Source organism: Nitrospirillum guanabarense (assembly GCF_034653355.1).
In the GTDB taxonomy this organism is placed as follows: Bacteria; Pseudomonadota; Alphaproteobacteria; order Azospirillales; family Azospirillaceae; genus Nitrospirillum.
The window spans coordinates 2,387,865-2,400,353 of the sequence record NZ_JAYEER010000004.1 but is presented as its reverse complement, the minus strand read 5'-3'; the positions used below and the strand labels follow the sequence as shown (position 1 = coordinate 2,400,353).

Sequence of the window (12,489 nt, the reverse complement as noted above, 5' to 3'; positions counted from 1 at the left end):
AAAAATGGCTCGCAAACTCGAAGGCAAGGTCGCGATCGTCACCGGTGGCACCAGCGGCATCGGCCTCGCCACCGCCAAGGCTTTCGCCGCCGAGGGCGCCCGGGTGTTCATCACCGGCCGCCGCGCCCCGGAACTGCAGGCGGCGGTGGCGGCCATCGGCCCCAACGCCACCGGCATCCAGGCCGACAGCGCCAAGGCGGAAGACCTGAACCGCCTCTATGAGCAGGTGAAGGCCCAGGCCGGCCGTATCGACGTCCTGTTCGCCAATGCCGGCGGCGGCACCATGCTGCCCCTGGGCCAGATCACCGAAGAGCACTACGACGACATCTTCGGCCGCAACGTGAAGGCCGTGCTGTTCACGGTGCAGAAGGCCCTGCCCCTGCTGGTGGACGGCGCCTCGGTCATCCTGACCGGCTCCACCGCCGGCAGCACCGGCACGGCGACCTTCAGCGTCTACAGCGCCAGCAAGGCGGCGGTGCGCAACTTCGCCCGCAGCTGGACCCTGGACCTGAAGGAACGCGGCATCCGCGTCAACGTGCTGAGCCCCGGCCCCATCCGCACGCCGGGCCTGGTGGAATTGGCCGGCCCGGACGCCGCCCAGCAGCAGGGCCTGCTGGACTACATGGCAAGCCAGGTGCCCCTGGGCCGCGTGGGCGAGGTGGAGGAGATCGCCAAGGCCGCCCTGTTCCTGGCCTCGAGCGACAGCAGCTTCGTCGCCGGCGCCGAACTGTTCGCCGACGGCGGCCTGGCCCAGGTTTAAGACGTCGCAAGATGATGCGGTTGGCGGCCCCGGAGCGATCCGGGGCCGTTCCGCTTGGTCAAATTGGCCCCACCCGGCGGGCTGGCGGCTGGTGTATCAAGGGGGCGGACTTAAGATCGGGAACCCGGACCCATGCCCTACCTCTGGCTGGAATCGCTGCACGCCGCCGCGGCCGTCACCTTCGTGGCGGGCCTGCTGGCGGCGGCCCTGCTGCTGGCCTTCCTGCCCAGCGCCGACGCCCTGTCGCCCGCCTTCTGGCGCGCGGCGCGGGCTTGGCATCGCTGGGTGACGGGACCGGCCATCCTGCTGGTCTGGGGCCTGGGCCTGACCCTGGCGGTCACGGGTGGCTGGCTGCCCTCCGCCGGCTGGCTGTGGGCCAAGCTGGCGCTGGTTACGGCGCTGTCGGGCCTGCATGGCGCCCAGGCCGGCGCCTTGCGTCGCCTGGCCAACGGGCAGGAGCACCGGCGCACCGCGCTCGGCCGCTTCCTCCCCGCCCTGATCGTGCTGGCGGTGGTGGGCATCCTGTTCCTGGTGATCGGAAAGCTGTTCTGAGGAAGTCCCTCCGAGGTCCAGGAACGCTTATTTCTTCCCCTTGCCCTCCAACTGCGCCAGGCGGGTCTTGAGCGCCTGGATCTCTTCCATCTGGCGTTGGATCAGCCCCTGCTGTTCCTGGACGGCCTTGATCAAGGTGGCGGTCACTTCGTTGTACTTGATCGACTTAGTCCCGCGCTTGTCCTTGGCGGTCAACACTGCGCCGGGCAGCGCCACCTCGGTATCCTGCGCGATCAGGCCGGTCTGCTCTCCCCTCATGCCGTCCCCGACTGGGTCCTTCCAACGGAAAGTGACAGGCTTCAGTCGCATGACCCGATCCAAGGCCCCTGCCGCTAGGGGGACGATGTCGGTCTTCAGCCGAGCATCCGAACTCTGGCTGAAGTTGGCGGAGGTGTTGATTACCCCCGCCACGTCCAGCATAGCGCCTGGGGTCGTGGTTCCGATGCCCACATTGCCGTTGGTGAGAACGGTCAGGCGAACGATGTTCAACGGTGAGGCCAAGGAAACGGGGCCGGTCGACTCCAGTATGGCTGGAGCCACGAGGTTGCCCCAGTTGCCGCCTATCTGGCCGACGTAGGCCTGCGCATTGCCGCCGTTGGCAAAAAATTCAAGCGCGGTATTGCCGCTGGGTTGGGTGTTTTCGAAATGGCCGATATTGGAAGTCCCTGACGCGAACGACACGGAAAGGGGGGTGTTCGGTACCACCGTGCCGATACCCACATAGCCGTTGGTGGCGACGGTCAAACGGGGGACGTTCACCGGAGACGCCACGGAAACCGGCCCATTCGATTCCAGCACCAGCGGTGCCGTCAGCCCACCCCAGCTACCGCCGACCTGGCTGACATAGGCCTGTCCGGCACCGCCATTGGTGAACAGCTCGAGGGCCGCGTTGCCGTTGGCTTGGGTGTTTTCGACATGAACCATGTTCCCGGTGGCGTTGCCGTAGACCGACAACGGGAAGCTCAGGACGGTCGTTCCGATGCCGACCTTGTCCGTGAAGGTGGGGCAGCCCAGGATGTGGTTGAAGTTGTCCATGACCTGGCTGGCATCGGCCGTCTGGCCATTCTGGAACTGGTGCAGGGTGGGGCAGGTCATCGCCAAGGCCGAGCCGGAAGCGGCGAAGGTCAGAGATAAGATCAAAGGCGCTAAAATCAGACGGTGCTTCACGGACGTCCCCATTTGATTGATCGTCGCAGGCTGATGGCGCCTCACCATACGGAATCAATGCCAGCTGGCACAACGGATCGGCGCAAGCGAAGCGCATCATTGTCATTTTTGGATAGGGCTTGCCTCTGAGCTATCGTTACGCGCGTGTAGGTTTCGGTTGGCGAATATGCGGCAAAGGGACGCAAGCCATCGCGTCGCAGGCTGTGAAGGCGCCGTGTCACGAAGCCGTAAGATTCCAAGGCATTGACGCTGGCCGCCCTTGCCCGGCATCACAGGGGACGGGCGGCGGCGGCGCCGTCCCGACAGGCGGAGGGGCCATGGGCACGCGCGCGGCGTCGGACATCAGCGAGGAACATGGGCTGATCTGCGGGTTCCTGATCCGCAACGGAACGGTGGCGCCTGTCCCCTGGCCCGGCATCAACGGCGCCATGGCCGAGCCGGGCGGCCTGGTCTGGCTGCATTTCAACCTGGTGGACGTGCGGGCGCGGCAGTGGATCGAAGCCATGCCCAATCTACCGCGCGGTGCCCGCCAGGCGCTGCTGGGCCAGGACAGCCACTTCCGCCTGGAGCCGGTGGGCGACGGCCTGACCGGCGTGCTGGCCGACCTGCACCACCGTTTCGATGATCCCGCCGGCGGTCTGGGCCAATTGCGCCTGTACATGGATTCCCATCTGGTCATCACCGCCCGGCGCCAGCCGCTGATGGCGGTGGACCAGCTGCGCCGTGCCGTGGGGCAGGGCCTGGCGCCCACCAGCGCCGTTGACTTGATCGCCCACCTGATGTTCCACCTGACCGACACGGTGGCGGCGGAGGTCAGTGAGCTGGCCAACGACGTCGACGATGTGGAGGACGCCCTGCTGGCCGACCGGCTGGAGGATGAGGGGGAGAAGCTGGGCCGCATCCGCCGCACCTCCGCCCGCCTGCGCCGCCATATCGGCCCGCAGCGCACGGCGCTGAACGTGGCGCTGGGCCGCTTGCCCGGCTGGTGCGGGGAGAGGACCAGGCCCGCCTGCGCCAGGGCATCGACCGGCTGGACGGCGTCGGCCAGGATCTCGATCTGGTGCAGGAACGCGCCCGCCTGCTGCAGGACGAACTGTCCAACCGCTTCAGCGAGGCGACGAACCGCAACCTCTACATCCTGTCCATCGTCACCACCATCCTGCTGCCGGTGAACCTGATCACCGGCATCTTCGGCATGAACGTGGGCGGCCTGCCGTGGAGCGGCCATGACGCCGGCTTCATGTGGGTCTGCGGCGTCATGGTCTTCACCATCCTGGTGTCCCTGGTGGTGCTGCACTGGCGCCGGCTGTTCTAGGCCGCGGGCGGCACCTGCCGGTCCAGCAGGGCGAACGTGGCCCGCAGATGCTCGGCCAGGGGGCGGGCGGCGTGCGGATGGGCGGCATGGTCCTGGCGCCAGTCCTCCTGGGCCAGGCGCAGGGCGCCGATCGCCAGCATGGCCGCCACCCGCAGTTCCTCCGCCGCGCGGTCGGGCCACCGTTCCGCCATCACCTGGGCCAGGTCGCGTTCCATATCCACCATCTTGGCCAGCTTACGGGCGCGCAGCGCTTCGGTGGAGCGCAGCAGGGCGTCGGCGGCGATGGACGCCTTGGTTTCGAAGCGGGCGGCCAGCGTCAGCAGGCAGTGCCGCGCGGCGGCCAGGGGGGCTGGTCCGTCGGCTGCTGCCGCAGGGCCGGGCCGATGGCCTCCACGAAGCCGCTGCCTTGCCAGGCCAGCAGCACGTCCTCCTTGGACTTGAAATAATAGAAGAAGGTGCGCCGGGCGATGCCGGCGGCGGCGGCGATGGCGTCCAGGGTCGTCGCCTCGAACCCGTTTTCCATGAACAGCTTCAGGCCGGTGTCGGCGATGCGCTGCATCGTCTCCCGGCGCTTGCGGTCGCGCAGGCCTTCCGTTTTGCCCGGCGTCGCGGGTGATGGGGGGGCGGTGTCCATGGGGGCCCTTATCGCACGATTGTCCCGCCCTTGAAATGTCGCACCCGGTGCGATATCTGATATTGCACTCAGTGCGAATTTACGCACGGTGCGAAATCATGAAGGAAGCACCATGGCAAAGACGTGGTTCATCACCGGTGCCAATCGCGGCTTCGGCCGCATCTGGGCGGACGCGGCGTTGCGGCGGGGCGACAGGGTGGCCGCCACCGCCCGTGACGTCACGGCACTGGCCGACCTGGCCGTCGCGCATGGCGACCGGCTGCTGCCTCTGGCATTGGACGTCACCGACCGCGACGGCGTGTTCCAGTCGATGGCCCGGGCGCACGCGCATTTCGGCGGGCTGGACGTGGTGCTCAGCAACGCGGGATACGGCTGCATGGGCGCGGTGGAGGAAGTGGCGGCGGAGGCGGCGCGTGCCAATTTCAACACCAACGTCTTCGGCACGCTGTCCGTCATCCAGGCGGCCCTGCCGCTGCTGCGGGCCCAGGGGCGCGGCCATATCCTGACGGTGTCCAGCATCGGCGGCGTGGTCAGCTTCCCCACCGGCGGCATCTACGCCGCCACCAAGCACGCGGTGGAGGCCCTGAGCGAGGCCCTGGCGGGAGAGGTCGCGGGCTTCGGCATCAAGGTGACCATCATCGAGCCGGGCAGCTTCGCCACCGATTTCCGCGCCTCGGCCGCCTTCGCGCCGGCGATGGCCGAGTATGACGGCGTGCGCGCCGCCGTCATGGCCAACTTCAAGCCGGAAAACTCGGGCGATCCCCGGGCCACGGCCGACGCCATCCTGAAGGTGGTGGATGCCGAGAGCCCGCCCCTGCGCCTGCTGCTGGGCACGGGGCCGCTGCCCCTGATCCGCCAAGTCTACGCCCGCCGCCTGGCGGCGTGGGAGGAATGGGCGGAGGTCTCGGCCGCGGCTCACGGTCAGCGCTGACCGGCCCCCAGGCCACCGCTGGCGGCCAGCGACGCCAGCGTCAGGGCGACCAGGGCGCTGACGCCCGCTGGCGGGAAAGGGAGGCCGTCCAACACCGCGCCCACCAGCACGGCGGCGGCCGCCACCAGCAGAGCCAGGGCGGCCAGCGCCAGGCTGCCCGCCCGCAGCCGCCGGCGCGTGGCGGCCAGGCCGGCCAGGATCGCGATGGCGTAGGCGGCTATCTCCACCCCGCCCGCCCCGTGCGGATCATGGCGCAAGGCCATTAGAGCCAAGCCGCCGGCGGTGGCCGACAGGGGCGGGAACAGCGGCCCGAGGCGGGTGAAGGGGGAATTGGCCAGGGGGCTGCGGGCATAGGCTTCGCGGACCAGGCTGTCATGGGCGAGGGAATCCATGGCGGTTCTCCTGCGAAAGGGAGTTAGGCGGGGGTGACGTAGGAGGCGAGGCCCTTGCCGAAGGACCAGTCGTCCCGCTGGTTGGGGCTCAACACGACCATCACGTCCTCCCGGCGCAGGCCGGGGTCCCGGGCCAAGTTGACGGCGATGGCCTGGTACAGGGCCTGCTTCCGCGCCGTGTCGCGCCAGTTGCTGGCCAAGATGGTGATCATCACCAGGTCGTCGGTGCGGTGGACGCCCAGGTAATCGGCGTCATAGAGGAAGCCGTCCCGCTCATGCTGGTCGATCAGCTGAAAGCGGTCGTCGGCGGGCACGCCGAAGGTGTCGGCCAGGGCCTGGTGGACGCCGTCGGCGATGGCGCGGATGTGGGCGGCCGGCTTGCCCTTGATCAGGGAAATGCGGACGAGGGGCATGATACGCTCCGTTCTTCAAGGCGGGGTGGGGTGGGTGGACCCACTTGACGTTCCTGAAGGTAAGAGGGCACAATCATTTCGAAAATTTGAATATTACGAACCGATACATCCATATAATCGAACTATTGGAGCCCGGCTTTGGTGGCGCGCGTCAACCTCGACATGGATGTCCTGCGAACCTTCGTGACTGGCTTCGAACTGGGCAGCTTCGCCCGAGCGGCGGAACGGCTGGGCCGGTCGCAGTCCGCGATCAGCACCCAGTTGCGCAAGCTGGAGGATCAGATCGGCCGGCCCCTGGTTCAGAAATCGGGGCGCGGCCTGGCCCTGACCCCCGCCGGCGAAAGCCTGCTGAGCTACGCCAAGCGCCTTCTGGACTTGAACGACGAGGCGGTGGACGGCATCCGGGGGGCGGAGGTCGCGGGCTGGGTGCGCCTGGGCCTGCCGCAGGATTTCGCCGAAACCTGGCTGCCCGGCGTGCTGAACCGTTTCAACCGGGCCCATCCCAAGGTGCGGGTTGAGGTGCAGGTGGACCGCAGCACCCCCCTGACGGAAAAAACGGTGAAGGGCGAACTGGACCTGGCGCTCATCTGGGGTGACGGCCGGGGCACGCCCTATGCCCGGCAGGTGGCCGAATTGCCCATCGCCTGGATCGGGCGGCCTGATTGGCCCGGCATGGCGGCCTTGGCGGGGGAGCCCCTGCCGCTGGCCGTGCTGCCGGCCCCCTGCGCCTTCCGTTCCGCGGCCGTGGCGGCGCTGGATGGTGCCGGCCTGCCCTGGCGCCTGGCCTTCACCAGCCCCAGCCTGTCCGGGCTGTGGGCGGCGGCGGCGGGGGGGCTGGGCCTGACGGTGCGCACCACCGTCATCATGCCCCGCACCTTATCCGTGCTGGACCCCGCCGCCACCGGTTTGCCGCCCCTGCCGCGCGTTCCCCTGGCCCTCCATCGGGCGGAGGCGGAGCCGTCCCCCGCCGCCGCCCGTCTGGCCGGTATCCTGCTGGACACCATCCGGGATGAACTGGGGCTGCCGGCGGAAGCCTGACCGCCGTCACCCGTCACGGGTCAGGACGATAGGCCCGGGGCCAGGCTGGCGGCCGGTCGCATCTGGCGCCAGGGCAGCAGGATGGGCGTCGCCAGCATGAGGATGCCGGCGACGGCGATGGCGATGCGGGGGCTGGTCATGTCGGCCAACAGGCCCCACAGGGCGATCAGCGCCGCCGTGGTCAGGCTGTTGGTGACCGACCACGCGGACAGGGTGCGGGCGACGCGGTCGGCGGCCAGCTGTTCCAGGCGGAACGAGGCCATGACCGGGTTGAAGGCGCCGCAGCACAGCACCAGCCCGAACTGGACGGCGATGACCAGGACCAGGCCGGGGGTGCCGGGGCCGATGAAGGCCAGGCCTAGCGACCAACCGGCCCGCAGGGTCCCCGTCACCAGGATGGTGGTGCGCTGGCCCAGGCGCGCCGCCAACGGGCGCGCCAGGCGCGACCCGATCAGGCCGCCGACGCAGGGCAGACCGAAGGCCAGGCCATACTGCCAGGGCGTGTAGGCCAGCGGCCCCAGCATCAGGAAGGCCATCAGCGGCGCGCTGACCATGATCATGGCGTTCACCAGCACGGTGTTGAGGAACAGCCGCCATAGCGTCGGGTGCGCCAGGATGAAACGCCAGCCGTCCAGCAATTCGGCCAGCCGCCGGCTGGGACCGGCGGGCCGCGTCGGCGGCCGCTCCCGCCCCCTGATCATGCCGATGCCCAGGGCCGAGAGCAGATAGCTGAGGGCGTCTACCAGGACGGTCGCCACGGGACCCATCAGCCCTATGGCCATCCCGCCCAGGGGCGGTCCGGCGATGGTCGCGACCCAACTGGTGGATTCCAGCACGGCGTTGGCGGTGATCAGATCCTCCCGGGGGACCAGCGCCTTGATGTAGGCGCCACTGGCCGCCGTGAAGGTGATGTTGGCGGTGGCGACGATGATGGAGACGACCAACAACTGGGCATAACTCAGCCAGCCCAGCGGATAGGCGATGGGAACGGTGATGATGGCGGCGAAGCGGACCAGGTCCATGGTGATCAGCACGCCCCGCTTGGCCCGGAACTCGGCCCAGGGCCCCATGGGAATGGCGGCGACCGCCCCCGCCGCCAGACCCCCCGCCATCATCAGGGACACGGCGGCGGGGCCGCAGTGCAACACCGTGACCGCGATCAGGGGAAAGCCGCCCCAGGCCAGCCAGGTGCCCGCGACGCTGACGGCGTAAGCCGTCCATAGCCAATTGAATTGCGGGCCCAATGACCGCCGCGACACCATTGTTCCCCCTGAACCCGAGACGACAGGAAAGCAGGAGAGGGCGCCCCGTTCCAATGGCTTTCATCATTGGCGCCGCCGGAAACGCGAAAGGCGCCCGGGTGGGCGCCTTGGATGCTTTCGCGTTTGGGATACCTTCGTTGGAGAGACTGGAGCGGGCGAAGGGATTCGAACCCTCGACCCCAACCTTGGCAAGGTTGTGCTCTACCCCTGAGCTACGCCCGCGTATCCAACTCTCCGCCCTCACATCGAAGGCTCACCTAAAAGCGAAAGGCCGAACCAGCCGGCCCGGCCTTTTCTCGCTTGTTCTTCCCTGAGGAAGACTGGAGCGGGCGAAGGGATTCGAACCCTCGACCCCAACCTTGGCAAGGTTGTGCTCTACCCCTGAGCTACGCCCGCACTCCATCCCGACGTCTGGCGCCGACCTTGCGATCGGTGCCCCCCGGCGGTGAGCGCGGATAATATGCAGGTGCGGATCGAATGCAAGCGCTTTTTTCAGGGAAAAATCGGGCGTCTTTTTTCCCGCGCGGGGGCGGCTATAAGGGACCGGTCACCCGCCCAGACGGCGCGTGGGGCGCGCACGCCCCTTGCGGCGGCGGCCCGGCGGGCTCATTTCAGGGACCTATGCGCGGGGGCCCCCATGCCGTGCCCAGGTGGGCGGCGGCTCGTGGGCGGCGGCTCCCGCGGCTGAGAAGGGATACGAGGCCATGCAGTTTCCGACCAACGCCGCCCCTGGTGGCAACGCCCCGGTGGACAAGTCCGACCTGATCAAGGACGGCAGCGACCGCACCTTCATGGCTGACGTCATCGAAGCCTCGCGCGAGGTGCCGGTGATCGTGGACTTCTGGGCGCCATGGTGCGGCCCCTGCAAGACCCTGGGCCCCATCATCGAAAAGGCCGTGCTGGCCGCCAAGGGTGCGGTGAAGCTGGTCAAGATCGACACCGACCAGAACCCGGCCATCGCCGGCCAGCTGCGCATCCAGTCCATCCCCGCCGTCTATGCCTTCTTCCAGGGCCGGCCCGTGGACGGCTTCACCGGCGCCCTGCCGGAAAGCCAGGTGAAGCAGTTCATCGACCGCCTGGTGCAGGCGGCGGGTGGCGTGCCCGGCGCCGCCGACATCGCCGCCGTGTTGGAAGAGGCGGGCCAGCTGCTGGAGTCGGGCGACGCCCAGACGGCCGCCGCCCTCTATAACGAGGTGCTGGGCGAGGAACCGGAGAACGCCGCGGCCTACGCCGGCCTGATCCGCTGCCTGCTGGCCGCCGACCAGGCGGACACCGCGCAGGAGATGCTGGACCAGGCGCCGGCGGCCCTGGCCAAGGCGCCGGAGATCGTGGCCCTGCGCACCCAGATGGATCTGGCCCGCCAGGCGGCGGACATGGGCCCGGTGGGCGACCTGGAGCGGGCCGTGGCGGCCGACGCCGACAACCACCAGGCCCGCTATGACTTGGCCCTGGCCCTCTATGCCGGGGGCCAGCAGGAAGCGGCGGTGGACCACCTGCTGGACATCGTGAAGCGCGACCGCGAATGGAACGAGCAGGCGGCCCGCAAGCAGCTGGTGAAGTTCTTCGAAGCCTTGGGCTTCAAGCACCCGCTGGCCATCGCGGGGCGGCGCAAGCTCTCTTCCATCCTGTTCGCCTAAATGATTTCGCTACCGTAACGGTGTGATGAGCCCCTTCGCCCCCACCTTCGAGCAGCTGCCGGCCAGCATCCCCGTCTTTCCCCTGACGGGGGTGCTGCTGCTGCCCCGGGCCCGCCTGCCGCTGAACGTTTTCGAGCCACGCTACCTGGCCATGGTGCAGGACAGCTTGGCCGGCGACCGATTGATCGGCATGATCCAGCCGATGGAACCGGGGGCGGAGGCGGACACCGGCGTGGAGCCGCCGCTGGCCGGTGTCGGCTGCTGCGGTCGGCTGACCGCCTTCGCCGAGACCGACGACGGCCGTTACCTCATCACCCTGTCCGGCCTCTGCCGCTTCCGCATCCGGGAAGAGGTGTCGACCATGCGGGGCTACCGCCGCGTCGTGGCCGACTGGTCGCCCTTCGCCGGCGACTTCGTCGCCCCGGCCGATGGCGGCTTTGACCGCGCCGGCCTGATGGCGGCGCTGAAGCCCTATTTCACCCGGCGATCGCTGACGGTGAACTGGCAGGCGCTGGAGACGGCGCCGGATGAGCAGCTGGTCGCCACCATCGCCATGCTGTGCCCCTTCACCCCGGCCGAGAAGCAGGCCCTGCTGGAGGCGCCGGATTTCATCGGTCGCGCGTCGATGCTGCTGGCGTTGGTGCAGATGGCGGTGCATGAATCGGCGGACGGCGACGCCGCGCGCCACTGATCTCCTTATTCAGGGACCCTTCCCCATGTCCGATACCGCCAAGGTCGACCCCAAGCTGCTGGAGATCCTGGTCTGCCCCCTGACCAAGGGGCCGCTCAGCTACGACGCCCAGCGCCAGGAACTGGTCAGCCAGCAGGCGCGCCTGGCCTATCCCATCCGCGACGGCATCCCCATCATGCTGGTGGACGAGGCCCGGTCTCTCGACGACTGAGGCTGACGATCATGACCCAGGAAACCTTCGCCACTGACGCCCACGGCACCCAGCACTGGCCGACCGAGATCCGCTACAAGCGGGTGGAGCGTGAACTGGTCATCACCTTCGACAACGGTGCCCGCGCCACCCTGCCGGCCGAATACCTGCGGGTGGAAAGCCCGTCGGCCGAGGTGCAGGGCCACAGCCCCGATCAGAAGCAGACGGTGCCGGGCAAGCGCGCCGTCGCGGTGGCGGAACTGGAGCCCATCGGCAACTACGCCGTCCGCCTGATCTTCGACGACGGCCACGACACCGGCATCTTCTCCTGGAAGTACTTGTACGAGCTGGGCCTGGAATACGACGAGCGCTGGGCCCGCTATCTGTCCGAGCTGGCGGCCCAGGGCCTCGACCGCGACACCGCCCCCCACCGCCATGGCCCCAGCTGTGGTTCGGGTGGCGGCGGTTGCGGCTGATCAGTCGAACGTCAACGGCTTGGCGGGCGCCGTGTCACGCACGGCATCAAGAACGGTGAGGTCTTCATTGCGAAGACCCGTCTTCTGGCTCAACGCGGCCAACGCGTCCCCAAGGCGCAAGCGCGTCTCTGGTTTGACCAGCCGCTCAGGGCTAACGGGCTTTTGCTCCATCCCAGCACCTCAGCCTTTCCCCGGGATCAGCCCGCTGGCCAAGATCCCGTCGATCACGAACTGACAGGCCAGGGCGGACAGCAGGATGCCCAGCACGCGGTTCAGCACGGTGATGCCGGTACGGCCCAGGATGCGGCTGACCTTGGTGGCGAAAATCAGCACGAACAGGGTCAGGGCCAGGATGCCGACCAGGACGCCCAGCACGACGGCCTGCTTGGCCAGGTCGCCGTGGGCGCGGCCCATGAACAGCACGATGGTGGTCATGGTGCCGGGGCCGCTGATCAGCGGAATGGCCAGGGGGAAGACGGAGATGTCGGCGCGGTGGCGCGCCTCCTCCCGTTCGTCCGCCGTGGCGGTGCGTACGCCGCTTTCGCGGGCGAACACCATGTCAATGGCCACCAGCATCAGCAGCACGCCGCCGGCGATGCGGAAGGCGGCGAAGCCGATGCCCAGCGCCCGCAACAGCAGGTCGCCGGCGAAGGCGAAGAAGAACAGGATCAGGGCCGCGATGACCGTGCCCTTGATGGCCATGCGCCGGCGGTAGCGCTGGTCCATGCCCACCGTCAGGCCGACGAACATGGGCCCCAGCCCGATAGGGTCGATGGTGACGAACAGGGCGATGGCGGTGGTGAGGATGAGGTCCAGCACGGGGAACGGGCCTGAGGAAAAAAGAGGTAGGCCGTGGGAGGCAGGACCCGGGGGTCGCGGGCGTCCCGGCAGACCCCTCAGGGTCTAGCGCGTTGGGGCGCCTGCTGCAAGCGGCGGCTGGCAGGGGGCAGGGCTGTCGAAGTTGAATGGTGGCTCAAGTTGACTTAACCCCCGCGGGGGCCGTAAGCAATGCTGCGGTGCATTCGGCCCGG

16 protein-coding genes, 2 tRNA genes and 1 pseudogene are annotated in these 12,489 nt (G+C 68.6%); 9 read left to right on the top strand and 10 right to left on the bottom strand.

Annotated features, from left to right (window positions below; all coding sequences use genetic code 11):
• Window positions 1-4 precede the first annotated feature (4 nt).
• Entirely contained in the window at window positions 5-760 is a 756-nt protein-coding gene (locus UAA55_RS29270; protein ID WP_322957253.1) for an SDR family oxidoreductase, read from the top strand.
• A 132-nt stretch (window positions 761-892) separates the two neighbouring features.
• Window positions 893-1,312, top strand: a complete 420-nt coding sequence (locus UAA55_RS29265) for a CopD family protein (protein ID WP_322957250.1) — start codon at window positions 893-895, stop codon at window positions 1,310-1,312.
• Between the two features lie 27 nt (window positions 1,313-1,339).
• On the opposite strand, the gene UAA55_RS29260 is transcribed toward UAA55_RS29265, so the two are convergent.
• Entirely contained in the window at window positions 1,340-2,479 is a 1,140-nt protein-coding gene (locus tag UAA55_RS29260) for a tail fiber domain-containing protein (protein ID WP_322957249.1), read from the bottom strand.
• A gap of 317 nt (window positions 2,480-2,796) precedes the next feature.
• Between UAA55_RS29260 and UAA55_RS29255 the strand changes: the two are divergent.
• Window positions 2,797-3,794: pseudogene (locus UAA55_RS29255) on the top strand (transporter).
• Here UAA55_RS29255 and UAA55_RS29245 read toward each other — a convergent pair.
• Window positions 3,791-4,009 (bottom strand): hypothetical protein, encoded by a 219-nt coding sequence (locus tag UAA55_RS29245; RefSeq protein WP_322957246.1) that lies wholly within the window; start codon window positions 4,007-4,009, stop codon window positions 3,791-3,793. The pseudogene UAA55_RS29255 and the gene UAA55_RS29245 overlap by 4 nt on opposite strands.
• A gap of 101 nt (window positions 4,010-4,110) precedes the next feature.
• On the bottom strand, window positions 4,111-4,428 hold the full coding sequence (locus UAA55_RS29240) for a TetR/AcrR family transcriptional regulator (RefSeq protein ID WP_322957245.1): 318 nt from the start codon (window positions 4,426-4,428) through the stop codon (window positions 4,111-4,113).
• A 112-nt stretch (window positions 4,429-4,540) separates the two neighbouring features.
• Between UAA55_RS29240 and UAA55_RS29235 the strand changes: the two genes are divergently transcribed.
• Window positions 4,541-5,359, top strand: coding sequence for an SDR family NAD(P)-dependent oxidoreductase (locus tag UAA55_RS29235; RefSeq protein WP_322957242.1), 819 nt, complete (start codon window positions 4,541-4,543; stop codon window positions 5,357-5,359).
• Here the strand turns inward: UAA55_RS29235 and UAA55_RS29230 are convergent.
• Complete coding sequence (locus UAA55_RS29230; RefSeq protein ID WP_322957241.1) at window positions 5,350-5,751, bottom strand: hypothetical protein; 402 nt, start codon at window positions 5,749-5,751, stop codon at window positions 5,350-5,352. The genes UAA55_RS29235 and UAA55_RS29230 overlap by 10 nt on opposite strands.
• A 23-nt stretch (window positions 5,752-5,774) precedes the next feature.
• A complete protein-coding gene (locus UAA55_RS29225) occupies window positions 5,775-6,164 on the bottom strand; it encodes a tautomerase family protein (RefSeq protein WP_322957239.1) in 390 nt (129 codons plus the stop codon).
• A gap of 141 nt (window positions 6,165-6,305) precedes the next feature.
• Here UAA55_RS29225 and UAA55_RS29220 point away from each other — a divergent pair, with 141 nt between their 5' ends.
• Window positions 6,306-7,202 (top strand): LysR substrate-binding domain-containing protein, encoded by an 897-nt coding sequence (locus UAA55_RS29220; protein ID WP_322957238.1) that lies wholly within the window; start codon window positions 6,306-6,308, stop codon window positions 7,200-7,202.
• A 20-nt stretch (window positions 7,203-7,222) separates the two neighbouring features.
• On the opposite strand, the gene UAA55_RS29215 is transcribed toward UAA55_RS29220, so the two are convergent.
• The 3 genes from UAA55_RS29215 to UAA55_RS29205 all read right to left on the bottom strand — a co-directional run bounded on the left by UAA55_RS29215 (window position 7,223) and on the right by UAA55_RS29205 (window position 8,860).
• Complete coding sequence (locus UAA55_RS29215; protein ID WP_322957236.1) at window positions 7,223-8,464, bottom strand: MFS transporter; 1,242 nt, start codon at window positions 8,462-8,464, stop codon at window positions 7,223-7,225.
• Window positions 8,465-8,611: 147 nt separating this feature from the next.
• Window positions 8,612-8,686 (bottom strand) — tRNA-Gly (locus tag UAA55_RS29210).
• 99 nt (window positions 8,687-8,785) lie between these two features.
• Window positions 8,786-8,860, bottom strand: a tRNA-Gly gene (locus tag UAA55_RS29205).
• Between the two features lie 308 nt (window positions 8,861-9,168).
• On the opposite strand from UAA55_RS29205, the gene UAA55_RS29200 reads away from it, so the two are divergent.
• The 4 genes from UAA55_RS29200 to UAA55_RS29185 are packed head-to-tail and all read left to right on the top strand — an operon-like array spanning window position 9,169 to window position 11,458.
• Window positions 9,169-10,101 (top strand): thioredoxin family protein, encoded by a 933-nt coding sequence (locus UAA55_RS29200; RefSeq protein ID WP_088870617.1) that lies wholly within the window; start codon window positions 9,169-9,171, stop codon window positions 10,099-10,101.
• 25 nt (window positions 10,102-10,126) lie between these two features.
• Window positions 10,127-10,792 carry an LON peptidase substrate-binding domain-containing protein gene (locus tag UAA55_RS29195; protein WP_322957234.1) on the top strand — a complete coding sequence of 222 codons (666 nt, stop codon included), beginning with the start codon at window positions 10,127-10,129 and terminating at the stop codon, window positions 10,790-10,792.
• Window positions 10,793-10,817: 25 nt separating this feature from the next.
• Entirely contained in the window at window positions 10,818-11,003 is a 186-nt protein-coding gene (locus UAA55_RS29190; RefSeq protein ID WP_040845462.1) for a Trm112 family protein, read from the top strand.
• 11 nt (window positions 11,004-11,014) lie between these two features.
• Window positions 11,015-11,458: a gamma-butyrobetaine hydroxylase family protein gene (locus UAA55_RS29185; RefSeq protein WP_322957233.1), complete on the top strand. Its 444-nt coding sequence runs from the start codon at window positions 11,015-11,017 to the stop codon at window positions 11,456-11,458.
• Here UAA55_RS29185 and UAA55_RS29180 read toward each other — a convergent pair whose 3' ends face one another.
• Together UAA55_RS29180 and UAA55_RS29175 are read right to left on the bottom strand one after the other, a co-directional pair.
• Window positions 11,459-11,629 (bottom strand): hypothetical protein, encoded by a 171-nt coding sequence (locus tag UAA55_RS29180; RefSeq protein WP_322957232.1) that lies wholly within the window; start codon window positions 11,627-11,629, stop codon window positions 11,459-11,461.
• A 9-nt stretch (window positions 11,630-11,638) separates the two neighbouring features.
• A complete protein-coding gene (locus UAA55_RS29175) occupies window positions 11,639-12,277 on the bottom strand; it encodes a MarC family protein (protein ID WP_322957230.1) in 639 nt (212 codons plus the stop codon).
• Window positions 12,278-12,489 lie beyond the last annotated feature (212 nt).

Excerpts from the sequence above, each read along its gene's own strand:
- UAA55_RS29270 (WP_322957253.1), top strand. The coding sequence starts at position 5 with ATGGCTCGCAAACTCGAAGGCAAGGTCGCGATCGTCACCGGTGGCACC.
- UAA55_RS29245 (WP_322957246.1), bottom strand. The coding sequence starts at position 4,009 with ATGGAACGCGACCTGGCCCAGGTGATGGCGGAACGGTGGCCCGACCGC.
- UAA55_RS29185 (WP_322957233.1), top strand. The coding sequence starts at position 11,015 with ATGACCCAGGAAACCTTCGCCACTGACGCCCACGGCACCCAGCACTGG.
- UAA55_RS29180 (WP_322957232.1), bottom strand. The coding sequence starts at position 11,629 with ATGGAGCAAAAGCCCGTTAGCCCTGAGCGGCTGGTCAAACCAGAGACG.
- UAA55_RS29225 (WP_322957239.1), bottom strand. The coding sequence starts at position 6,164 with ATGCCCCTCGTCCGCATTTCCCTGATCAAGGGCAAGCCGGCCGCCCAC.
- UAA55_RS29200 (WP_088870617.1), top strand. The coding sequence starts at position 9,169 with ATGCAGTTTCCGACCAACGCCGCCCCTGGTGGCAACGCCCCGGTGGAC.
- UAA55_RS29195 (WP_322957234.1), top strand. The coding sequence starts at position 10,127 with ATGAGCCCCTTCGCCCCCACCTTCGAGCAGCTGCCGGCCAGCATCCCC.
- UAA55_RS29215 (WP_322957236.1), bottom strand. The coding sequence starts at position 8,464 with ATGGTGTCGCGGCGGTCATTGGGCCCGCAATTCAATTGGCTATGGACG.
- UAA55_RS29240 (WP_322957245.1), bottom strand. The coding sequence starts at position 4,428 with ATGGACACCGCCCCCCCATCACCCGCGACGCCGGGCAAAACGGAAGGC.
- UAA55_RS29265 (WP_322957250.1), top strand. The coding sequence starts at position 893 with ATGCCCTACCTCTGGCTGGAATCGCTGCACGCCGCCGCGGCCGTCACC.
- UAA55_RS29190 (WP_040845462.1), top strand. The coding sequence starts at position 10,818 with ATGTCCGATACCGCCAAGGTCGACCCCAAGCTGCTGGAGATCCTGGTC.
- UAA55_RS29230 (WP_322957241.1), bottom strand. The coding sequence starts at position 5,751 with ATGGATTCCCTCGCCCATGACAGCCTGGTCCGCGAAGCCTATGCCCGC.
- UAA55_RS29235 (WP_322957242.1), top strand. The coding sequence starts at position 4,541 with ATGGCAAAGACGTGGTTCATCACCGGTGCCAATCGCGGCTTCGGCCGC.